This window comes from Paraburkholderia podalyriae (assembly GCF_014397785.1).
In the GTDB taxonomy this organism is placed as follows: Bacteria; Pseudomonadota; Gammaproteobacteria; order Burkholderiales; family Burkholderiaceae; genus Paraburkholderia; species Paraburkholderia podalyriae.
In genome coordinates this window covers 374,847-394,923 of sequence record NZ_VZQQ01000001.1, presented here as the reverse complement: position 1 = coordinate 394,923, position 20,077 = coordinate 374,847, and the positions used below count along the sequence as shown (strand labels likewise).

Here is a 20,077-nt window from a genome sequence, read left to right as displayed (position 1 = left end):
CCTCGCTGCGCTTAACACTGGGCCGCGGCCCGGCGGCCGCCGTCTGTTACGGTTACTGTTACTGGGCCGACGGCGCCGCCGCCGGCAACTTCGGTGCAACCGACATCGGCTGCGCAAGTTTTTGCAGCAGCGGCTTCGAGCCGGCTGCGTCGTCCGACAGGGTCGTCGTCGTGGAGTCGTCGTGATCGAGCGCCTCCTCGGACTTCCTGTTCAACACGATGATGCTGATACGGCGGTTCTCCGGATCGAGCGGGTCCGCCTTGTTCAGGTTCTGCGTCGACGCGAGACCGAGCACGCGCATCACCTTCGCTTCGTCCATGCCGCCCGCGACCAGCTCGCGACGCGACGCGTTCGCGCGATCGGCCGACAGCTCCCAGTTGCTATAGCCCTTCTCGCCGCCCGCGTACGGCACGGCGTCGGTGTGGCCCTGCACGATGATGCGGTTCGGCACGTCGTTCAGCGTATGGCCGATCTCGCGCAGAATGTCGCGCATGTACGGCTCGACGACGTCGCGCGCGGTCGCGAACATCGGCCGCTTCTGCGAGTCGACGATTTCGATGCGCAGGCCGGTCAGCGTCGAGTCGATGCGGATCTGCTGCTTGAACTGGCGCAGCACCGGGTTCGCCTCGATCGCGGCCATCAGCTTGACCTGCAGGTCGTGCAGACGCACCTGTTCCTGACGTTCGAGCGCGCCTTGCAGCTGCTTCACCGAGTCGTCGTCGTTGTGCGACGCGGTGCGCTCGGCGCGGCTGCTGCTGCCGTCGGTCGAGCGGGTCACGCCCTGCGCGTCGGTCGAGATGTCGCGCCCGCCGCCCTTCAGGATGCTCGAGTCTTCGGCGCTGCGATCGCCGCCCCACAGCGTGATCTTCAGCGGCTGGTTGAAGTAGTCGGCGATGCCTTTCAGCTGCACGGTGGAGGCCGAACTCAGCAGCCACATCAGCAGGAAGAACGCCATCATCGCGGTCATGAAGTCCGCGTATGCGAGCTTCCACGCGCCGCCGTGATGACCGGACTTTTTCGGCGCGCTGCGCTTGACGACGATTGCGCGGTCTTTGTCCTTGCTGCTCATCGGTTCGGTTCCCGTCGCCTGCTTATTTCGCTTTGACGCGGCGCACGTGCTCTTCGAGCTCGGCGAACGACGGGCGCTCGGTCGAGAAGAGCACCTTGCGGCCGAACTCGACCGCGATCGCCGGCGCATAGCCGTTCAGGCTCGCGAGGATCGTCACCTTGATGCACTGGAACATCTTGGTCGACTCGGTCACGCGCTGCTCGGCGACGCTCGCGAGCGGCCCGATCAGCCCATACGAAAGCAGAATGCCGAGGAAGGTGCCGACGAGCGCCTGCGCGATCATCTCGCCGAGCACCGCGGGCGGCTTGTCGGCCGAGGCCATCGTGTGCACGACGCCCATCACCGCGGCGACGATACCGAACGCCGGCATCGCGTCGCCGACCTTATTCAACGCGTGCGCGGGCGCCTCGCCTTCCTGGTGGTGCGTCTCGATCTCCTCGTCCATCAGGCTTTCGATCTCGAACGCGTTCATGTTGCCGCCGACCATCAGCCGCAGGTAGTCGGTCAGGAACTCGATGATGTGCTTGTCGGCGAGGATCTTCGGATACTGCGTGAAGATCGGGCTCTTCGATGGATCGTCGATGTCGGCTTCGAGCGTCAGCGTGCCTTCCTTGCGCGCTTTCGCGAGCAGCACGTACAGGAGCCCCATCAGCTCCATGTAGACGTCCTTGTTGTACTTCGCGCCCTTGAACAGGGTCGGGATGACGCGCAGTGTCGCCTTGATCGTCTTCATCCCGTTACCGAGAATGAACGCGCCGAGTCCAGCGCCGACGATCATCAGCACTTCAACGGGTTGCAGCAGCGCGCCGAGATGGCCGCCTTCCAGCGCGTAACCGCCGAAAACGGACAACAGCGTCACGAGTGTTCCCACGAAAATCAGCACTGCCGAGCCCTCACAAAAAAGCGACGGTCACCGTCGTTAGTCAGGTTTACGGCACCGAGGCGGAAAACTTTGGGGAAAAAGGCGGCGCCCGAGTCCGGTGTTAACCAGAGGCTTGCGCGGCCTCAACGTATGCGGCTCAGACTGCGGCGGTGACGAGGTTGTCGAGCGTGGGGGCGCTGCAGCGGGCCTCGTGAGCCCGTGCGTCGGCCATTTGCGGCGGCTGGGCCGGGATGCCGCCGGAGGCGACTTGCCGCTCGGCCCGCGTTTGCGCCGCCTTCTTCGTTTTTCCCGCGCGCGACGGCGGCTGGCACAGCCCGCAAACGAAGGCGTGCTGCGGATCGTGCGCGTGCGCGACGAAGCGGCCGCCGCAGCGGCGGCAGGCGCTCATCTGCAGCATGCCCGAGTCGAAGAAGCGCACCAGCGTCCACGCGCGCGTGAGACTAAGCACCGGCTCGTCATCGTGCAACTGCACGTGCTCCAGATACAGGCGGTAGCTCTTGACGATCGATTCGATCGCGCGGCAGCCGCCGTGACCAGCCATGAAACGGTAGATGTTGTAGAACAGCGACGAATGAAAGTTCGGCTGCCAGGTCATGAACCAGTCGGTGGAAAACGGCAGCATGCCCTTGGGCGGCGATACCCCTTTCAGTTCCTTGTACAGCTTGATGAGCCGGTCGCGCGACAGGCTGGTTTCCGCCTCCAGCAATTGCAGACGCGCGCCCAGTTCGATCAGCTCGATCGCGAGGGTGATTTCCCGGACTTCGAGTACGACGCTCTTACCGGCCATCAGCCGATTTGCTCGACCGGCTGGCTCGCCATCAGGATCGCGGAATGAGCCTGCGCGATCGCGCTGGCCTTGTCCTTGTCCGCGAGGGCGGACAGCACCGCGTGATCGTCGAAGCGGAAGCGGCACAGCATCTGGTTGGACGCCGCGAGCTTGACGGTCTGCGCCAACGACAGATTGGCGAGCACGTCGGCCAGCTGGTCCGAAATACCCATGCGGAACATGCCCATCGGCTTGTCTTCGCGCAACAGACGCTGGGCAAGCAGCAGATAGGACAGGTTGACTTCTCTGATCTCATTGAGCATATGGCTAGTCGTGCTCATGATTCCCCCGTACGTAGCCCGGCTGGTCAGGCCGATTTTTTTGCGGAAACGTTTGCTCGAACTCGCGCGCTAAACCCGTGCGAATCGGCTCGTCTCTGGTCTTGCAAGCATTGTCCCGGATGGGGGCACAGACGAAAATCGGAGAGACACCCCACCTGGGTGCCGGATTAATCCGTCATTTGTGTAGGAATTTTTCCTACAACTCTGGCTGCGGCGAGGTACGAACGGGAAAGAAACAGATGCGCGGGGCGGGACTGACGATGCGCTGGGAGCTTCCACGGCTGCGGCGTGTACCGAATGGTGAGTTTTCAAGAAGTTCACCGCCGCACCGTGATACGGTGAAAAACAATTATAAGAGGTTTTCACTCGTCCGCAATCCGGTTCATCCGACCCTCGGGCCCGCCGCTTGCTACGGTGCATTCCGCCTGTTGAGCGTTCGATTAAGTCATTGAATTGACTCTCCCCGATTATGGGGGCTCGCGCTCTGACCTCGCGCGGCAGCTGTAACGGTCCATGTTTCGCGCTGTAACAACATTAAGCGTTTGAAAAATAACTCGAATTACCGCGGTCGATCCCGATAATGGAGGCTAAGGGATTACCCGATACCTGTTTCGGAGCACCCTCGGGCGGGAGCCAACCGCGCCCAACCGTCCGTCAGGCATTCGTACATGGAGTCATCCAGCCGTCGTGCGAAGCCCCGGTAAGTATCCAAAATCTGCATGGGATCGGGGTCGGCGCAGAAGCGCTTATTCGGATCTACACAGGAGAAAACGCATGCGAATCGCACAAATTGCGCCGCTCTACGAAGCTGTCCCGCCGAAACTCTATGGCGGCACCGAACGTGTCGTGTCGTATCTGACCGAAGCGCTGGTCGACCTCGGCCATGACGTCACGCTGTTCGCGAGCGGCGACTCGGTCACGTCCGCCAATCTCGATGCGTGCTGGCCGCGCGCGCTGCGCCTCGATCCGACGATTCGCGATGCATTGGCGCCGCACATACTAATGATGGAGAAAGTCCGCAAGGTCGCGCACGAGTTCGACGTGCTGCACTTCCATCTCGACTACATGCCGTTCCCCCTGTTCACGGCGATGGACACGCCGTTCGTGACCACGCTTCACGGCCGTCTCGACCTGCCGGAATTGCAGCCGGTGTTCGACGCGTTCTCGCATGTGCCGGTCGTGTCGATTTCGGATTCGCAGCGTCTGCCGTTGCAGCAGGCCAACTGGCTCAGCACGATCTATCACGGTCTGCCGGACCAGCTACTGACGCCGCAGCCGCACAAGAAGCCCGAATACCTCGCGTTCCTCGGCCGCATCTGTCCGGAAAAGCGCGTCGATACAGCCATCAAGATCGCCGCGCAAAGCGGTCTGCCGCTGAAGATCGCCGCCAAGGTGGACAAGGTCGACATGGAGTATTTCAAGCGCGAGATCGAGCCGCTGCTGTCGATGGCGCATGTCGAGTTCGTCGGCGAGATCAACGAGGCGCAGAAGCCCGAGTTTCTGTCGGGCGCGAAGGCGCTGCTGTTCCCGATCGACTGGTCCGAGCCGTTCGGCCTCGTGATGATCGAGTCGATGGCTTGCGGCACGCCGGTGATTGCGTTCAACCGGGGCTCGGTGCCGGAGGTGATCGACCACGGCGTGACCGGCTACATCGTCGAGGACGTGCAGGGCGCGGTAGCGGCGTTGCAGCGTCTCGACGAGCTGTCGCGCACTGAAATCCGCGCCCAGTTCGAACGCCGCTTCAGTTCGAAAACGATGGCGCAGAACTATATCGACGGCTATTCGGCGTTGATTGAAACGTCGCGTCGCCCGGTATTGCGCCAGGTCGCGGTCGGCTAGACGCGGTCGGCTAGACGCGGTCGGCTAGACGCGGTCGGCTAGACGCGGTCGGCTAGACGCGGTCGGCTAGACGCGGTCGGCTAGACGCGCTTTGAAACGGTCGGCGCTTTGACTGCCGGCCGTTTTCGTTCGCTTTTGAACCAGCGCTGTGAACCTTGGCTTATAGCGCCCAATAGCGGACGAATTCGGCGTCGGAATCGTTTGCACGAGCGGGAAACGAAGTCTTTGCGCTGCCGGACACGAAAAAGCCGCCCTGTAAGGACGGCTTTTTTAATACAGCGATGGTTGCGCTTCCACGTCGGATTAGCGCGGGGCGAATAAGCCAGACCGCAAAAAAACCTTCAGTCAGCTTGCACCCCGTCTCGCATCACTTCGTGCGGACATCAGGCCGAGCCAATCAGAAAGCGCTCGCGATTCTTGCCGACGATCCATTTTGGCGGCTTTCCGCGCCCGCTCCATGTATTGCCCGACTTTGGGTCCTGATATTTCGCCGGCAGCGGCGTCTTCTTGGGCGGCCGGCCCCGCTTGGCGGCGACAGCGAAGCCGAGATCCTGTGCGGTCAGACCGTATTCGGCAATCTTTTGACGGATATCGGCGACGACATTGTCGATTTCCGTGCGTCGCGCTTCTTCTGCCTGCGCCTGCAATTTGGCAATCTGCGCCTTGAGGTCTGCATATTGAGACATTCGGATCTCCCCTTTCTAAGAACTCATTCGACCGCAGACTAGCTGCAATTATAAAAATTCGCAATGGACACTAGTACGGGTTTAGCGAATTTTCCTCTGATAATTATTAAATCGGGTGAAATGTGAAAACCAGTGCTTTATCTCACAATAGTTTATAAATTTTGTCCGGGTTGACAATCCTTGACATTCGATTTGGCGCTACCTACCTAGAATTGCGCGCTCAAGGCACGTACTCGTCGTTTTTCGCTGCGTGCTTCTGAAGACCCATTCTTTTTAGGATCACCAAACATGGAGTTGTCAAAGCGCCTCGTTGCCGAACTGTTCGGCACTTTCTGGCTCGTGCTCGGGGGCTGCGGCAGCGCGGTCCTCGCCGCCAACTTCGCCGGGCCGGTTCACGGTCTGGGCATCGGCTTCATCGGCGTGTCGCTGGCCTTCGGCCTGACCGTGCTGACGATGGCTTTTGCGATCGGCCACATTTCGGGCTGCCACCTGAATCCGGCGGTGAGCGTCGGCCTGACCGTCGCCGGCCGATTTCCGGTCCGCGATCTGCTGCCGTACATCGTCGCGCAGGTGATCGGCGCGGTGCTCGGCGCATTCGTGCTGGCGCTGATCGCGTCGGGCAAGCCTGGCTTCGATCTGGTCGCGAGCGGCTTCGCGACAAACGGTTACGGCGAGCAATCGCCGGGGCACTATTCGCTCGCCGCCGCCTTCATTTGCGAAGTGGTGATGACGGGCTTCTTCCTGTTCGTGATTCTCGGCGCCACCGACCGCCGCGCGCCGGCCGGTTTCGCGCCGATCGCGATCGGCCTGTGCCTGACGCTGATCCACCTGATTTCGATTCCCGTCACCAACACGTCGGTCAATCCGGCGCGCTCGACGGGCCCGGCGCTATTCGTCGGCGGCGCGGCGCTCGATCAATTGTGGCTGTTCTGGGCTGCCCCGATCATCGGCGCGGTGATCGCGGGGGTCGTCTATCCGCTGATCGCCGAGGATCGCATCAGCGAGGCGCGCAAGCGGGTACTCGACTGACGGCCGGTTTCGCGCGTCGGTCGGATGAACGTGATCCGGTCAGCATCAATGGGGGCCCCAGCGCCCAATATTGATTGCGACCACCGACGCGATACGAATGCCGCGCCGGCCGCGTGCAGATGTGCACCGCTGCTAGAATCGGGCGACTTCCCGGCCTCGTACAGGTGCTCTCGATGAACCGTTTCCGCGGATTCCTGCATGGCGTCGCACTGTCGCTCGGCGGCTTGTGCGCGAGCGCGCTGGCGTTGCCGGCCTTGTCCGCGGCGACGGACACGTCGGCTGTCGTTGCGACCGCGGCCCCCGCCGTAGCGACGGCGGGCGGCAATATCGAAACCCTCGTATTCGTTCGACACGGCGAGAAACCCGCGCAAGGCTACGGCCAGCTCGACTGCCAGGGGCTGAACCGTGCGCTCGCGCTGCCGGCCGTGATCGCCGCCAAATTCGGCAAACCCGATGCGATCTACGCGCCAGACCCTGGCCAGCAAAAGGACGACAGCGGTCATCCGTACTATTACGTGCGCCCGCTCGCGACGATCGAGCCGACCGCGATTCAATTCCAGATGCCGGTGCAAACGCCGTACGGCTTTGCGCAGATCGACCAGCTCGGCAATGCGCTAGTCGATCCGTCCAATCGCGGCAAGCTGATCGTCATTGCGTGGGAGCACAAGCTGATCGAGAAGCTGTTGCGGCAGATGTTGAGTGCGCATGGCGGCCGTGCGGCCGACGTGCCGAAATGGCAAACCGACGACTTCGACAGCATTTACATCGTGCGACTCGACTGGCGGAACGGCACGCCGCGCGCGAGCTTCAAACACGATCGCGAAGGGCTCGACGGACGGGCCACCGATTGCCCCTGCGCGGCGTTGCCGGGCGTGTCGGCATCCTCCGCGGGGGCCGCCTCTTCCGCTACTTCGGACGCTTCGGCGCATGCGGCGGATTAATTGAGTCATACAGATGTAAGCCGTGATTACGCGCGCTGGCGAGTCAAGCGGCAAGCGTGCGCGATGAGCCGCCTGCGGGCTTGAGTTGACCGGCCGCAAAGCCCCGTGTGGCGCGACTGCAAGCGGGACAAGGTGGGCGCGCGCAACGTCCGCGCGGTCTTTCCTGTCGTCTTCGATGACTTCGACGATGCTTGCAGTCCGTAACATCTGGTCGCAGTTCACCCCGCCGCGAGCGCATACATTGGCCCTGTGCGACAAACCTACGTCGCTTCACAGGAGAGACCAACATGAAACGCATCGTCACTCACTTGCTGGTTGCTGCCGGACTCGCGGCGGGCGCATGCGGTGTCGCGCAGGCGCATACGGATCTGAGCGTCGGCCTATCGCTCGGCGCCCCGGTTTATGCCGCGCCGGTTTATGCCGCCCCGGCGCGCGTGTACGCGGCACCGGAGCCGGTGTATTACGGCGGCTGGGATCATCGCTACGAGCGCGGCGACTACTACCGCGACTATCACCGCGATGACCGCGGCTGGGGTCACGACAACCGCCGCTGGGGTCATGACGATCGCGGCGAGCATCGCGGCTGGCGGGATTGACGAACGCCGGCGGAGCGCATGCCCCGCGCTCCGCGAGCAACTTTTGCGGCCCGCATTCGCGCGAGCGGATTCGGGCCGCTTTCTATCGCAGTGGCTACGGCTCAGACGCCAGTTCGTCGCTCAGCGCAAACAGTTTGCGCAGATGATGCGCAACGCCCGCTTCGAAATTGTTGCCGATGCGCGGCACATGCGGCAGACGCGTGATCAGATCGGGATTGGCGTTGTTCATCATGAAGGGATGGCCGGCCGTCTCGAGCAGATCGATATCGTTCATGTTGTCGCCGAACGCGACGCAATGTGACGCATCGACACCGAGGCGCTCGAGTACGATCTGCAGCGCGCGCCCTTTCGACACATTCGCGGTCATCACTTCCAGACAATCCGGCAACGAGTACGTCACGTACAGTCGCTCGCCGAATTCGCGTTCCAGATTGGCGGCCACCTGCGCGAGATCGGCGGGTTCGCCGATATACAGCGCCTTTGCAATGTCGACGCCGTCGTGCTTCGGCAGATCGGTCACTTCGTAAGTGAAGCCGGAGTCCTGGTGGAACGCCAGCAGATGGGGCGCATCGCGGTCGATCAGCCACGCGTCGTCCGCAAACAGGTTGACGATCACTCGGCCATGCGCGCCGGCAATTTCGGGCTGCACGAGACGCTGCACGGTCGCTGGCGGCAGATCGTCCGCGTGGATCACCGTGTTATCAGGCGCGTGAATGCGCGCGCCGTTCGACGTAATCAGATACGGATTGATGCCGAGCAGATCGCGGATGCCCGCGACGTCACAGTAATGCCGCCCCGTGGCGATCACGAACCGCAGCCCATCGCTTTCGAGCTTGCGCACCGTGGCGACCGTGAACGGGTCGACCTGGTGGTCGGCGTTGAGCAGTGTGCCGTCGAGATCCGTGGCGATGACTTTATACATGGTGAGTCCGGCGGCTGAGCCGTCGAGGCAGTGTCAAAGCGGATATTTTACAGGTCTCGTCCGGCCAGCCGCCGCGCTTCGCGCCGCGCCAGTTGCAAGCCGCCATGCGCCGAATCTGCCCGCGGCTCGCACAGACGCGCCTGATACGCGTGCGGCACATACTCGCGTAACGGCGCACCGAGGCCTCCGCACAACGCGACCGGCAGCGTGCCCGTGGCGTCCAGCGCCGCTATCATCTTGCCGACTTCGCTGCCGGCCTCGCCGAGCAACCGCGCCGCGAACGGATGTGCGCGGTGCTCGATAGCAATCGGCGCGAGCCGCGCATAAGCGGTCTGATTGGCCGCGCACAGCCAGACGACGAGAGTGTCGCGATCCCGCGCGCCGGTATGCGCGAGCAGCGCACGCGCGAGTTCGTCGACGGGCGCGCGGCCGTCGAGCGCATGTTGCGCGTGCACGATCAGCCGGAGACCGAGCCACGCGCCGCTCGCTTCGTCGGCTGATGGAAAGCCGTAGCCGCCGGCCATGCGGAATTCGCCGTCGCTCGCGAGCGATGCCGCGACGCTGCCGGTGCCGAGTGCGACGATCACACCGGGCGCGCCATCGTGCGCACCGAGCAACGTCGTGTAGGCGTCGGTCTCGACGGCCAGTCCGGCTAGCCGCGGCGCCTGGTCGTGAAACTCGGCGAGCCAGTCGCGATTGTTGACGCCCGCGAGTCCGCAACCGAGCACGCAGCGCGACCAGTCAAGCGCGACTCCGGCTCGCTCGAACGCTTCGCCGCAGGCGGCCTGAATGGACTGCCATGCGCGCGGGATGCCGAGCCCAAGACCCGACGGGCCGCTTGTCGCCTGAGCCAGTTCGCGGCCCTGCGCGTCGTCGAGCACGACGCGCGTGCCGGTGCCGCCGCCGTCGACGCCAATCAGAAAGAAGTCGTGGTTCATCGAATCGAATCAGTTCCGTGGGTGAATGACTCGTAGCGTGGCAGGTCAATTGGAATCACGCAATTAGCCGAATGGCCAGCTTGCGGCGCACACCGCTTCCGCTATGCTGGCGAACCACATGGCCACGCGGGAGCGCGACAGTGACACAACGATGCAACTGGGTATCGAGCGAAGCGCTCGCACAGTACCACGACACCGAGTGGGGTGTGCCGTCGCGCGACGATCAGCACCTGTTCGAGATGCTGGTGCTTGAAGGTGCGCAGGCCGGTTTGTCATGGTCGACGATACTCAACAAGCGCGCCGGCTATCGGCGCGCGTTCGCCGACTTCGACATCGACAAGGTCGCAGCCTTCACGTCGAAGCACGTGGATGCGCTCGTCGCGGATCAAAGCATCGTGCGACATCGCGGCAAGATCGAGGCGGCCATCCGGAATGCGCGCGCCGTGCAGCAGATCCAGGCCGAACATGGCTCGCTCGCGAACTTCCTGTGGTCATTCGTCGACGACACGCCGATTCAGAACGAATGGGCTTCGTATAAGCACGCGCCTGCATCGACGGAAGTATCGGACGCGCTAAGTAAGGGTCTCAAGCGCTACGGCTGCAAATTTGTCGGTTCGACGATCTGCTATGCATTCATGCAGGCGGTCGGCATGGTCAACGATCATGAGACGAACTGCATGTGCCGCGAGCGATGCGCGTCCCTGGGAAAGAAAGGGCGTCGCCCTAAGGCGGGGTGAGCGACAGCGTTTGGGGGACGCGCAAAAGCGCGAATTGGAGCCGTTTCATGCTCATAGTCGGCCCTTCGTCGGACGACCCGGGGCGGATACTCGTTGCCATGCCCTCAAGCGATGCGCGCTCAACAAATAACCACCGCCTCGGACGCGGGAGACCAACCATGAAATCACTTAGCTTCCTGACCCATCAGGACATTTACGATCAGTCCGTCACGCATCTGTTCGACCAGAAACGCGCCGCCTTGCTGCCGAGGGGCGGCGGCGCCTACCGCGGCTATTGCGGCGGCTGCCCGGTCGGCAACCTGATCAGGCCGCGAGACTATATGACGGCGATGGAAGGCGTGCCCGTGCGCTTCATCGGCAAACCACCGGCCGAGGTGCCCGCTTACATGGATGTCGGCGTGGCCGCGCTGAAAAAAGCGCTGCTGCGGGCCCGCATCAATGTGTATGACCCGGTGACCATCGCTTTGCTCAGTTGCCTGCAAAATGTGCACGACGTATTCGGCACATGGGAGTGGCAAGAGCGGCTGGGCTCGATCGCGCGCGAATTCGCGCTGTCGGCCGAGCTGCTGAGGAGCGCGGCGTAACAGCTGGACGCACGGAGTGAAATCGCGCGCCCCAAAGCAAAACGGCGATGTGGCTTCTTTCGAAGCTCACACCGCCGTTCGGCGTGCGTATAAAAAGCGTGCTTAGTGCAGCTTTTTCGGCAGCATCTGGCTGCGCAGACGCTTGTGCAAGCGCTTAACAGCTGCTGCCTTCTTGCGCTTGCGAGCCGTGGTCGGCTTTTCATACGACTGGCGTTCACGCAGTTCAGCGATCAGGCCATTCTTTTCGATTGCGCGACGAAAGCGGCGAATTGCCACTTCGAACGGCTCGTTTTCTTTCAGAAGAATCGTCGTCATGTAATTCCTAACTCAATCACTAGATTTAATTGCGTGGTGGTAACCACTCAGGTCACCAATCACGCGCCGGCTCTCCGGTCGCTCCGATTCATGGCCAGTAACAGGCAAACGCGAGGCTGATAGACAGCTCCGGCCAAACCACGAATGAAGCGAGAGGCAAAGCGGCCACGGAGGCCGGAAAAGAGAGGTGGGGAGTTCACCGCGGAACGCGGACAGACATAATACAAAAGCCGCGTCTGTTGCCGTTTCGCCAACCTTTCATCAATGCAGAACACTGACGAAACAGGCAAAGATCTCAATTCACTCTCGATAATATCAGGAAACTACCCATCCTACCAGGGGTTTACCGATTGCGCCAGGCTTTCCCCCGGCGCGGACCGCCCGCGTCGGCGGCCGAGGTGTGCGTCCGGTCAGGTGCTCGCTTCGTCCAGCTCGCGGATATCGTCGGCTGTGAGAAATAGCCGGACGGCCGCGGCCAGGCTTTTCAGCTGCTCGACCGAGGTCGCGCTCGCAATGGGGGCCGTAACGCTCGGCCGCGCGATCAGCCATGCGAGCGCGATCGCAGCCGGCGTGCTGCCATGCCGTTGCGCAACACGGTCGAGCGCGCCGAGAATCCGGAAGCCGCGCCCGTTCAGGTATTTCTCGACCCCGCTCCCGCGCGCCTTGCCGGCCAGATCGGCCTCGCTGCGGTATTTGCCCGACAGGAACCCGCTCGCGAGACTGTAATAGACCACCACGCCGAGATGATTCGCGAGCGCCACCGGCTCGCTGTCGCGCTCGTATTGCGCGCGGTCGTACAGATTGTATTCGGGCTGCAGCAACTGATACTCGGGCAGCCCGTGCTGGCGCGACACCGCAAGCGCCTCCTCGACGCGCGCGCCGCTGTAGTTCGACGCGCCGATCACACGCACCTTGCCCGCCTCGATCAGCGTCTGATACGCGCCGAGCGTTTCCGCGAGCGGCGTCGCGGTGTCGTCGTCGTGGGAGAAATAGACGTCGATGTAATCGGTTTGCAGGCGACGCAGCGAGTCTTCGACCGCAGCCCGGATGTTCGCGGCCGACAGCCCTTTGCGCTGCGGATGCTTCGAGACCTTGGTCGCGAGCACGATCTGCTCGCGCTTGCCGCTGTGACGGAACCACTTGCCGAGGATCGTCTCCGACTCGCCGCCCTGGTTGCCGGGCACCCAGGCCGAGTAGACATCGGCGGTGTCGATGAAGTTAAGACCGGCGTCGACGAACGCGTCGAGGATCGAAAACGATGTCGCCTCGTCGGCGGTCCAGCCAAATACATTGCCACCGAACATCAGCGGCACGACCTGCAATTCGGAACGGCCAATCCTGCGCTTTTGCATGATTTTCTCCGGGATCGATAACGGACGAGCGAACGACAATACGCCCACTTTCGATCACCTGCAGCGCATCGCGCCGGTCAGACAGGATGGGGCTCGCGCCCGCGAACCCCGCCGGGCGCGGCAAACAATTAGGTCGCCATTACAGAAAGTTGCTCAAGTTTTTTGGAGGCGGGCCGTCAACCTTCACTGAGGCGGCCAGCAATGAACACGTGCTTCCGCCGATGCCACCACTGGCAGGTTTAGGGCTCATGCCTCTACAGGAGAATTTTCATGCTTAGCATCAACAGTAATATCAATTCGCTGACGGCTCAGGAAAACCTGACTGGTTCCGGCAGCGCACTCTCGCAGGCCATTACCCGCCTGTCGTCGGGCAAGCGCATCAACAGCGCGGCGGACGATGCGGCCGGCCTCGCGATCTCCACGACCCTGCAAACCGCAATCAACGGCCTGAACCAGGGCGTTTCGAACGCGAACGACGGCGTGTCGATGGTGCAAACGGCAAGCACCGGCTTGAGCCAGATCACGCAAAGCCTGCAAACGATCCGTTCGCTCGCGAACGAGGCAGCAGGCGGCTCGCTGTCGGCAAGCAACCAGGCAGCACTGCAACAGGAAGTTGCACAGCAGATCTCTGAAGTGAACCGTCTCGCCTCGCAGACGACGTACAACGGCATCAACCTGCTGAACGGCACGGCTGGCACCATCAATGTCCAGGTCGGCTCGAACGTCGGTCAGACGATCAGCCTGAACCTGAGCCAGGGCGTTTCGGCCGCTTCGCTGGGCTCGGGCACGGTGCAGGCAGGCAACACGCTCGGCACGATCACCGGTCTCGACCTGAACGCGAACGGCACGGCCAACTCCGCTGGCGGCACGGGCGCGATCACTCAGATCAACATCCTGTCGAACGGCACGGGCGGCTTCACCTTCACCGACCAGAACAACCAGACGCTGTCGCCGACGGCGTCCAACAACCTGTTCTCGGTTGCAGGTTCGGCAAGCGGCATCTCGACGATCTCGCTGGCTACCGGCGCGAGTAACGGCCTGCTGCAAACCAACGAACTGACGTCGGTCAACGCTGCGTTCTCGACCGGCGGCGGCTCGGCTGCGGCAGCGGGTACGGTCCTCGGCACCCTCTCGGGCCTCAACCTGAACGCGACGAACGGCTCGGCAGCAACCGCAGGCACGTCGAACACCATCACGTCGATCACCGTCGAATCGAACGGCACGGGCGGCTTCGAGTACGTCGACCAGAACGGCAGCCAGCTTTCGAGCACGGCTGCAACGAACCTGTTCACGAGTTCGAGCGCAGGCATCAGCGCCTTCAACGGCGCCCAAACGACGATCGGCTCGACGTCGGCAGCGCAGACGGCCGGCTCGGCACTGGCATCGGTCAACACGGACAACGTGCCGACCTCAGTTGCGAACATCAACGTCAGCACGACCGCCGGCGCGAACCTCGCGATGGAATCGATCGACAACGCTCTCGCGACGATCAACAACATCCAGGCAACGCTGGGCGCGGCACAGAACCGTTTCACCGGTATCGCGACTTCGCAGCAAGCCGAATCGACCGACCTGTCGAGCGCACACGCGCAGATCACCGACGCTAACTTCGCGGAAGAAACGGCGAACCTGAGCAAGGCGCAAGTGCTGCAACAAGCCGGTATCTCGGTGCTGGCACAGGCCAACTCGGAGCCGCAGCAAGTTCTGAAGCTGCTGCAGTAATACTGGCGCAGGTAGAGTGACGCGGGCGGGGCGGTGAGCGGCAATACGCCCCGTCCGCGTCACGACGATTCAAACGGGAGGCTCGTCCTCCCGCAGTGCATTGTGCAGGACAGCGCGTGACGCGCTGAATATCTGGCCGCAGGCAAGTTCCCCCCGTCGCGTGGCCGCGACCACGCATGGAGCATTCTCATGTCAACGATTTCCGGCTCGTCGTCCTCAACATCAGCCTCAGCGGCCGCGGCCGCGGCTCAAGCCGCGGCGGCAGCGGCCCTGCAACAAGCTGGGCAATCCCTCATTGCCGGGTCGACAGGCAACTCGACGCTCGACGTCCAGTCGCTCACGACGGCGCTGGTCAACGCCAAGGTGGCCGGACAGGCCGCGACGCTCACCGCCCAGGCCAAGAACGACAACACGCAGATTTCGGCCATCGGCCAGCTTTCGTCCGCGCTGTCGAGCCTTCAGATTAGCCTCGCACCGCTTGCAACCGGCGCTTTCCAGTCCGACTTCACGGCGACCGCCAGCGGTAGCGGTCTGACCGCCCACGCCGGTTCGGGCGCCGTGTCCGGCTCCTACTCGATCGACGTCACGCAGATCGCCCAGGCACAAAGCATTTCGTCGGGCGCCTTCACGTCGACGCAAGCGGCAGGACTCGGCACCGGCACGCTGACGATTGCCGTCGGCGACAAGTCGATGTCGCTCAATGTGACGTCATCGAATAACAGCCTGAGCTCAATCGCCGCGGCAATCAACGGCTCGAGCCAGAATCCCGGTATCACGGCGACCATCGTGACCGGCTCGGACGGCTCGCACCTGGTGCTCGGCTCGTCGACGACGGGCGCGTCGAGCATGATCAACGTGACCGTCAGCAATCTGGCCAACGACAACGGACTGTCGAGCCTCGGCGTCACCTCGGCCGCGGGCACGGGCGCGAGCGGCGCCTCGACGATCACGTCGGCCGGGACGATCGCATGGAACCAGACTACCGCTGCACAGGACGCGCAGTTCACGATTAACGGCACGAAGGCGACCAGCTCGAGCAACTCGGTGACCAGCGTGCTCGCCGGCGTGACGATGAATCTGGGCTCGACCTCCGTCGGCACGACGCAGACCCTGACCGTCGCATCGGACGCCACCAGCCAGATCAGCGACGTCCAATCCTTCGTGAGTTCCTATAACTCGCTCGTCAGCGCGATGAGCTCGCTGTCGTCGTTCAACTCGAGCGCGTCGGCAGGTTCGCAAGGCGGCCCGCTGCTGGGCGATTCGATGCTCCAGACGATTCGGTCCACCTTGGGCAACCTGCTGGGCACGAGCGTCTCCGGCTCGGGGGTGACCGCGTCACTGTCGTCTATCGGCATCTCGATGAATTCGGACGGCACGTTGTCGGTGGATACATCGACGCTCACGAGCGCAGTGCAGAACAACCCGACGCAAGTCGGGACGCTGTTCAATTCGACCAACGGCATCGCGAAGCAGATGAACACCGACATCGCGACGTTCACCAAGACCGGTGGCGTGATCGACATTCGCACCAGCGCACTGACCGCCGACCTGAAGAGCGTGACCACGCAATCGAATTCGCTCACCGCGTACGAAGCGCTACTCACGTCGCAATACTCGGCCCAGTTCACCGCGCTGAATTCGCTGATGGCGACCACCAACAGCAACTCGCAGTATCTGACGCAGCTGTTCGGCGGCACGAATAGCGAGGGCGCGCTCGCCAAGAACGCGTCGTAACCATCCGGGAGAGGGTCATGACTCAGGAGCGGCATGCCGCACAGCAAACCGAGCTCGTCGAACAGGTGCTCGGACTGACACAGCAGATCGCGTTCGCCGCGAGCCTTTACGACTGGCAGAAGGCTGCCGGTCTGGCGCAACAGCGCTCACCGCTCCTGATGTCGATCCAGGCCGAACAAACGCCGGCGACCCTCCACGTGATCCGGCGCATTCAGGCACTCGACGCGGCGCTGCTCGAAAGCGCACAGGAATCGCGCGACGAACTCGAGGCGGAATACCGGACTGCGACCAGTTCCAGCAAGGCGGTCCGCCAGTATCACCAGATCGCGCAACTGTAGTCCAAGACGGCGAGCGCGTGGACGCCGTATGGCATCCACGCGAAATCCCGCCGCATCGACGGCATGGCCGTTGACTCCAGCCCGCCCCGTGCGGGCTTTTTTTTCGCGCGCAAAAACGGCAGCGGCTGTTCGCGACGAACAGCAAGGAAATCCAGCCTTTACTCGGCCAATCGGTTGCCTCGCGTCTGGATAGACTGATCCGACATGCCAGTTTGGGCGAGGCGCGCCTACGCCCCATCCGCGACGATTCCCAGAAGCCAGACCACGAAGGGCTTCGTCGTGCGATGCCTGCAATCGACGTACACAAGGGCACACATGACTACCGAAGCCGACCTGCAACAGGCCCTGAGCCATCATCAGGCACAGCGGCTCTCCGAAGCGGAGCAGCTTTACCGCTCGATCCTGCTGGCCGATCCGGCTCATCCCGATGCCAATCACAATCTCGGCATTCTGGCGCTGCAGTTGCAGCAGCCCGCGGCCAGCCTGCCTTATCTGAAAGCCGCTGTGACGGCCGCACCGCGTTCGCCGCAGTACTGGCACGTCTATGCCAACGCGCTGACGATGGCCGACCAGCCCGCCGAGGCCGAACGGGTCCGGGAAGAGGGCCGCCGGCACGGCATCAAGTTCGACAGCGGCGCACCGACGCCGGACGGGAACGTGCCCGCGGCCGATGAACTGGCCAATCTCGCCGCGGAGTTCGTCGCCACCATACAGACGCTTCACGACAAAGGCATGCACGACAGCGTCGAAGCATTGGCGCGCCAGATGATCGCGGCTCTCCCCGCCCATGGATACGGCTGGAAAACGCTCGCCTACGCGCACCTGCGGCGCGGCGACCTGCACGGCGCGCTCGCGCCGCTCGAACGGGCTGCCGCGCTGCTGCCGCTCGACGGTGAAGTACGCCAGCATCTGGACGCCGCGTGCGCGATGCGCAACGCGCTCGCGCTCGACGGCCGCGGCGATTACGAACAGGCGGGAAAGCTTTACCAGCGTGTGCTGGCGGCCTATCCCGAGCACCCCGACGCCAATCACCGGTATGGCGTGATCCTGATTCGCCTGTTGCAGCCCGAGGCGTCGCTCCCCTACCACGAGCGCGCGATCGGGGTCGCCCCGAACCAGCTTCAGTACTGGGCCAACTACATTGACGGCCTGTTGCAAGCCGACCAGTTGAAGGCCGCCTGGATCGCGCTCGAAATGGCCCAGCAACGCGGTCTGGCGGGCCCCGCCATCGACAAGCTGATCGGCATCATGACGGTGGTGAGCACGCAGCCGGTCGCCAAGGTCGCGCCGGCGAAGCCGGCCGCGCCGCAACCACAGGTTCCCGAGCCGAAGGCTGCCCCTGACAGCGTCGTCGAGACCAGGCCGCGCCAGACCAGCACAGCTGCGCCGACGGAACGCGAAGTCCACGCGTTAGCCGAACTGTTCAATACCGGGCGGGTCGAGGAGACGGCGCGAAGCGCCCGCAAAATGGCGCAGCGCTTCCCCGATCACGGGTTCGGCTGGAAGGTGCTGGCCGTCGCCCTGCACCGACTCACCCAATACGACGAAGCGTTGAAGTACGCGCGGATTGCGCACGGCCTGTGGCCGAACGACGAGGACACGCTTCAGGTGCTCGCTAGCATCCTCGCATCGAAGGGATCGCACGCCGAGGCGGAAACGTTCTGCCGGCGCCTGATCGAACGCAACCCGAGCCGCGCGGAAGGGCACCGCGTGCTGAGCATCATCTTCCAGGAAACGGGCCGCCTCGACGAGGCAGAGCAGTTCGCGCGACGCTCGATGGAACTCGACCCAACCTCGAGCTTCACGCCCAACTCGCTCGGTGTCACGCTGATGCAGCAAGGGCGCCTGTCCGACGCCATCGACGAGTTCCGGCGTGCGCTCACCATCGATCCGAACTTCGAGCTGGCCTACAATAACCTGCTGTTCTGCATGACGCATAACGAGGCCATCGCGCCGGACGAGTTGTTCGCCGAACATCGTCGCTTCGCCGCGCACTTCGAAGCGCCGCTGAAGCCGAAGTGGCCACGTCACGAGAACACACGTGATCCCGAACGCGCGCTGCGCGTCGGTTTCATCTCGGGCGACTTTTGCCGCCACGCCGTCGCGAGCTTTCTGGAGCCGGTCGCGGCGCACCTGTCGCGCGATCCGAAGCTGTCGCTGTATGCGTATTCGAACACCTATCTCGACGATGGCACGACCGCTTCACTGCGCAAGATCTTCGGCCATTGGCGCCATGTCGTCGGCATGAACGACGACGCGATCGCCGACATGGTCCGCGCCGACGGCATCGACATCCTGATCGATCTCGCCGGGCACACTGCGCACAACCGGCTGCTGACGCTCGCGCGCAAACCCGCGCCCGTCCAGGCCTGCTGGATCGGCTACCCCGGCACCACCGGGCTCGATGCCGTCGACTATTTCATCGCCGACCGGCTCTGGGTACCGTCCGACAAGTTCCGCAGCCAGTTCTCCGAGAAGATCGCCTATCTGCCGGCGGTGGCGCCGTTCGTCGCCGATGCGGTGTGTCCGCCGGTCAATGCGCTGCCCGCTCTGCACAAGGGCTATGTGACCTTCGGCAGCTTCAATCGGATGGACAAGCTGCGCCGCGACGTCGTGGCGCTGTGGTCGCGGCTGATGCACGCGGTGCCGAACTCGCGCATGGTGCTCGGCGCCATGCCGCGTGACGGCAGCCTCGGCAAGCTGCCCGAATGGTTTGCCGAAGAAGGCATTGCGCGGGACCGCCTCGACTTCATGGCGCGTGCGAGCGTGCCCGTCTATCTGCAGCAACATCACCGCGTCGACTTCTGCCTCGATAGCTTCCCGTTCTCCGGTTTGACCACCGCGCTGCATTCGCTATGGATGGGCGTTCCGACCTTGACGCTGCCCGGCGACACGGTGCCCGGCCGTAGCGGCCTCACCGCGATGACCCACGTGGGCCTCGCCGATTTCGTCGCACGCGACAAGGACGATTTCGTGCTCAAGGGCGTGGCGCTGGCGTCGGATCTCGACGCTCTGGCGGCACTGCGCGCCGGCATGCGCGAACGTTGTGCGCAGTCGCCGGTGTTCCGTCCGGAGCTGGTGGCCGCGACCGTCACGCAGGCGCTGCGCGTCATGTGGCGGCGCTGGTGTGACGGCCTGCCGGCGGAATCGTTCGACGTCTCGGAGTCGACCAATCCGCTCGCCGCGCAACCGTCGTCGACACGCCCCATCGTCGCGCCCGTCGATCTGCGGCTGGTCCGTGGCTAGACGCGATGCCTGAGCTCCCCCGAACAATCGAGTTTGAAC

Annotated in this window: 19 protein-coding genes; 10 read left to right on the top strand and 9 right to left on the bottom strand. The window is 63.4% G+C overall.

Annotated elements, in window-relative coordinates; genetic code table 11:
* Window positions 1-58: 58 nt before the first annotated feature.
* From motB to flhD, 4 genes are all read right to left on the bottom strand, one after another.
* Window positions 59-1,069 (bottom strand): flagellar motor protein MotB, encoded by a 1,011-nt coding sequence (gene motB / locus F6X42_RS01740; RefSeq protein ID WP_187632537.1) that lies wholly within the window; start codon window positions 1,067-1,069, stop codon window positions 59-61.
* Window positions 1,070-1,091: 22 nt separating this feature from the next.
* On the bottom strand, window positions 1,092-1,952 hold the full coding sequence (motA, locus tag F6X42_RS01735; protein WP_027199213.1) for a flagellar motor stator protein MotA: 861 nt from the start codon (window positions 1,950-1,952) through the stop codon (window positions 1,092-1,094).
* Between the two features lie 136 nt (window positions 1,953-2,088).
* Complete coding sequence (gene flhC, locus F6X42_RS01730) at window positions 2,089-2,739, bottom strand: flagellar transcriptional regulator FlhC (RefSeq protein ID WP_187632536.1); 651 nt, start codon at window positions 2,737-2,739, stop codon at window positions 2,089-2,091.
* Window positions 2,739-3,059, bottom strand: a complete 321-nt coding sequence (flhD, locus tag F6X42_RS01725) for a flagellar transcriptional regulator FlhD (RefSeq protein ID WP_281393892.1) — start codon at window positions 3,057-3,059, stop codon at window positions 2,739-2,741. The genes flhC and flhD overlap by 1 nt, the downstream gene beginning before the upstream one ends.
* 774 nt (window positions 3,060-3,833) lie before the next feature.
* On the opposite strand from flhD, the gene F6X42_RS01720 reads away from it, so the two are divergent.
* Complete coding sequence (locus F6X42_RS01720; protein WP_187632535.1) at window positions 3,834-4,898, top strand: glycosyltransferase family 4 protein; 1,065 nt, start codon at window positions 3,834-3,836, stop codon at window positions 4,896-4,898.
* A gap of 383 nt (window positions 4,899-5,281) precedes the next feature.
* Here F6X42_RS01720 and F6X42_RS01715 read toward each other — a convergent pair whose 3' ends face one another.
* Window positions 5,282-5,584 (bottom strand): H-NS histone family protein, encoded by a 303-nt coding sequence (locus tag F6X42_RS01715; protein ID WP_013090908.1) that lies wholly within the window; start codon window positions 5,582-5,584, stop codon window positions 5,282-5,284.
* 288 nt (window positions 5,585-5,872) lie between these two features.
* On the opposite strand from F6X42_RS01715, the gene aqpZ reads away from it, so the two are divergent.
* The 3 genes from aqpZ to F6X42_RS01700 all read left to right on the top strand — a co-directional run bounded on the left by aqpZ (window position 5,873) and on the right by F6X42_RS01700 (window position 8,150).
* On the top strand, window positions 5,873-6,613 hold the full coding sequence (aqpZ, locus tag F6X42_RS01710) for an aquaporin Z (RefSeq protein ID WP_187632534.1): 741 nt from the start codon (window positions 5,873-5,875) through the stop codon (window positions 6,611-6,613).
* A gap of 173 nt (window positions 6,614-6,786) precedes the next feature.
* Entirely contained in the window at window positions 6,787-7,554 is a 768-nt protein-coding gene (locus F6X42_RS01705) for a histidine phosphatase family protein (protein WP_187632533.1), read from the top strand.
* A gap of 287 nt (window positions 7,555-7,841) precedes the next feature.
* Complete coding sequence (locus tag F6X42_RS01700; protein ID WP_187632532.1) at window positions 7,842-8,150, top strand: hypothetical protein; 309 nt, start codon at window positions 7,842-7,844, stop codon at window positions 8,148-8,150.
* Between the two features lie 94 nt (window positions 8,151-8,244).
* On the opposite strand, the gene F6X42_RS01695 is transcribed toward F6X42_RS01700, so the two are convergent.
* Both F6X42_RS01695 and F6X42_RS01690 read right to left on the bottom strand, forming a co-directional pair.
* Window positions 8,245-9,072 carry a Cof-type HAD-IIB family hydrolase gene (locus tag F6X42_RS01695; RefSeq protein WP_187632531.1) on the bottom strand — a complete coding sequence of 276 codons (828 nt, stop codon included), beginning with the start codon at window positions 9,070-9,072 and terminating at the stop codon, window positions 8,245-8,247.
* A 47-nt stretch (window positions 9,073-9,119) separates the two neighbouring features.
* Window positions 9,120-10,010: a glucosamine kinase nucleotide-binding domain-containing protein gene (locus F6X42_RS01690; RefSeq protein WP_187632530.1), complete on the bottom strand. Its 891-nt coding sequence runs from the start codon at window positions 10,008-10,010 to the stop codon at window positions 9,120-9,122.
* A gap of 140 nt (window positions 10,011-10,150) precedes the next feature.
* On the opposite strand from F6X42_RS01690, the gene F6X42_RS01685 reads away from it, so the two are divergent.
* Both F6X42_RS01685 and F6X42_RS01680 read left to right on the top strand, forming a co-directional pair.
* Window positions 10,151-10,747, top strand: coding sequence for a DNA-3-methyladenine glycosylase I (locus F6X42_RS01685; protein ID WP_187632529.1), 597 nt, complete (start codon window positions 10,151-10,153; stop codon window positions 10,745-10,747).
* A gap of 158 nt (window positions 10,748-10,905) precedes the next feature.
* The gene (locus F6X42_RS01680; protein ID WP_187632658.1) at window positions 10,906-11,331 is read left to right on the top strand and encodes a hypothetical protein; all 426 of its coding nucleotides are present in this window, start codon (window positions 10,906-10,908) and stop codon (window positions 11,329-11,331) included.
* A gap of 102 nt (window positions 11,332-11,433) precedes the next feature.
* On the opposite strand, the gene rpsU is transcribed toward F6X42_RS01680, so the two are convergent.
* Both rpsU and F6X42_RS01670 read right to left on the bottom strand, forming a co-directional pair.
* On the bottom strand, window positions 11,434-11,646 hold the full coding sequence (gene rpsU / locus F6X42_RS01675; protein WP_006050883.1) for a 30S ribosomal protein S21: 213 nt from the start codon (window positions 11,644-11,646) through the stop codon (window positions 11,434-11,436).
* 410 nt (window positions 11,647-12,056) lie between these two features.
* The gene (locus tag F6X42_RS01670) at window positions 12,057-12,998 is read right to left on the bottom strand and encodes an aldo/keto reductase (protein WP_187632528.1); all 942 of its coding nucleotides are present in this window, start codon (window positions 12,996-12,998) and stop codon (window positions 12,057-12,059) included.
* A gap of 270 nt (window positions 12,999-13,268) precedes the next feature.
* Between F6X42_RS01670 and F6X42_RS01665 the strand changes: the two genes are divergently transcribed.
* From F6X42_RS01665 to F6X42_RS01650, 4 genes are all read left to right on the top strand, one after another.
* Window positions 13,269-14,720 carry a flagellin N-terminal helical domain-containing protein gene (locus F6X42_RS01665; protein ID WP_187632527.1) on the top strand — a complete coding sequence of 484 codons (1,452 nt, stop codon included), beginning with the start codon at window positions 13,269-13,271 and terminating at the stop codon, window positions 14,718-14,720.
* Window positions 14,721-14,909: 189 nt separating this feature from the next.
* Window positions 14,910-16,454: a flagellar filament capping protein FliD gene (gene fliD, locus F6X42_RS01660; protein ID WP_187632526.1), complete on the top strand. Its 1,545-nt coding sequence runs from the start codon at window positions 14,910-14,912 to the stop codon at window positions 16,452-16,454.
* Window positions 16,455-16,471: 17 nt separating this feature from the next.
* A complete protein-coding gene (fliT, locus tag F6X42_RS01655; RefSeq protein WP_187632525.1) occupies window positions 16,472-16,792 on the top strand; it encodes a flagellar protein FliT in 321 nt (106 codons plus the stop codon).
* Window positions 16,793-17,107: 315 nt separating this feature from the next.
* Window positions 17,108-20,038 carry an O-linked N-acetylglucosamine transferase family protein gene (locus F6X42_RS01650; protein WP_187632524.1) on the top strand — a complete coding sequence of 977 codons (2,931 nt, stop codon included), beginning with the start codon at window positions 17,108-17,110 and terminating at the stop codon, window positions 20,036-20,038.
* The last annotated feature ends 39 nt before the right edge of the window (window positions 20,039-20,077 follow it).

What these genes read in the sequence shown, in the direction of transcription:
- motB (WP_187632537.1), bottom strand. Translation starts at nt 1,069, where the DNA reads ATGAGCAGCAAGGACAAAGACCGCGCAATCGTCGTCAAGCGCAGCGCG.
- flhC (WP_187632536.1), bottom strand. Translation starts at nt 2,739, where the DNA reads ATGGCCGGTAAGAGCGTCGTACTCGAAGTCCGGGAAATCACCCTCGCG.
- flhD (WP_281393892.1), bottom strand. Translation starts at nt 3,059, where the DNA reads ATGAGCACGACTAGCCATATGCTCAATGAGATCAGAGAAGTCAACCTG.
- F6X42_RS01720 (WP_187632535.1), top strand. Translation starts at nt 3,834, where the DNA reads ATGCGAATCGCACAAATTGCGCCGCTCTACGAAGCTGTCCCGCCGAAA.
- F6X42_RS01715 (WP_013090908.1), bottom strand. Translation starts at nt 5,584, where the DNA reads ATGTCTCAATATGCAGACCTCAAGGCGCAGATTGCCAAATTGCAGGCG.
- aqpZ (WP_187632534.1), top strand. Translation starts at nt 5,873, where the DNA reads ATGGAGTTGTCAAAGCGCCTCGTTGCCGAACTGTTCGGCACTTTCTGG.
- F6X42_RS01705 (WP_187632533.1), top strand. Translation starts at nt 6,787, where the DNA reads ATGAACCGTTTCCGCGGATTCCTGCATGGCGTCGCACTGTCGCTCGGC.
- F6X42_RS01700 (WP_187632532.1), top strand. Translation starts at nt 7,842, where the DNA reads ATGAAACGCATCGTCACTCACTTGCTGGTTGCTGCCGGACTCGCGGCG.
- F6X42_RS01695 (WP_187632531.1), bottom strand. Translation starts at nt 9,072, where the DNA reads ATGTATAAAGTCATCGCCACGGATCTCGACGGCACACTGCTCAACGCC.
- F6X42_RS01690 (WP_187632530.1), bottom strand. Translation starts at nt 10,010, where the DNA reads ATGAACCACGACTTCTTTCTGATTGGCGTCGACGGCGGCGGCACCGGC.
- F6X42_RS01680 (WP_187632658.1), top strand. Translation starts at nt 10,906, where the DNA reads ATGAAATCACTTAGCTTCCTGACCCATCAGGACATTTACGATCAGTCC.
- rpsU (WP_006050883.1), bottom strand. Translation starts at nt 11,646, where the DNA reads ATGACGACGATTCTTCTGAAAGAAAACGAGCCGTTCGAAGTGGCAATT.
- F6X42_RS01670 (WP_187632528.1), bottom strand. Translation starts at nt 12,998, where the DNA reads ATGCAAAAGCGCAGGATTGGCCGTTCCGAATTGCAGGTCGTGCCGCTG.
- F6X42_RS01665 (WP_187632527.1), top strand. Translation starts at nt 13,269, where the DNA reads ATGCTTAGCATCAACAGTAATATCAATTCGCTGACGGCTCAGGAAAAC.
- fliD (WP_187632526.1), top strand. Translation starts at nt 14,910, where the DNA reads ATGTCAACGATTTCCGGCTCGTCGTCCTCAACATCAGCCTCAGCGGCC.
- fliT (WP_187632525.1), top strand. Translation starts at nt 16,472, where the DNA reads ATGACTCAGGAGCGGCATGCCGCACAGCAAACCGAGCTCGTCGAACAG.
- F6X42_RS01650 (WP_187632524.1), top strand. Translation starts at nt 17,108, where the DNA reads ATGACTACCGAAGCCGACCTGCAACAGGCCCTGAGCCATCATCAGGCA.